We start from the raw sequence: 379 nt of genomic DNA, 5'->3' as shown, positions 1-379 counted from the left end.
CTATAAATACTATTTCTCGAACTAAAAATAAATTACAAGAATTTGTGAGTAAGAGATATGAAGCAGCAGTTAAGATTAGAGATGAAGCTAGTTCAGCACTTAGAGGGCTTACAGGAAAAATAGATTCTTTTGTAAGTGGAGCTATTAGTAAATTCGCTAGACTGGCTACTACCGCAGGAGCTTTAATAGGTGGAATTGGTGTAGGTTCTGCTGTAAAAGGATTTGCTACTTTTGAACAAAGTATGAAGAATACACAAGCCGTAAGTGGAGCAACAGGAAAAGAAATGGAAGCTTTAACTGCAAAAGCTAGACAGCTTGGGAGAGAAACTAGTTTTACAGCTAAAGATGCAGGAGACGCAATGTATTACATGGGTATGGC

The 379-nt window shown here is 37.5% G+C and carries 1 protein-coding gene; it reads left to right on the top strand.

What is annotated here, in order from left to right; all coding sequences use genetic code 11:
* A partial coding sequence (locus KGF36_RS19950) for a phage tail tape measure protein (protein WP_227854984.1) occupies positions 1–379 on the top strand: 379 nt, incomplete at both ends.

The organism is Clostridioides sp. ZZV14-6009 (assembly GCF_020658095.1).
Lineage (GTDB): Bacteria > Bacillota > Clostridia > Peptostreptococcales > Peptostreptococcaceae > Clostridioides.
This window is presented reverse-complemented; position numbering and strand designations above follow the sequence as displayed.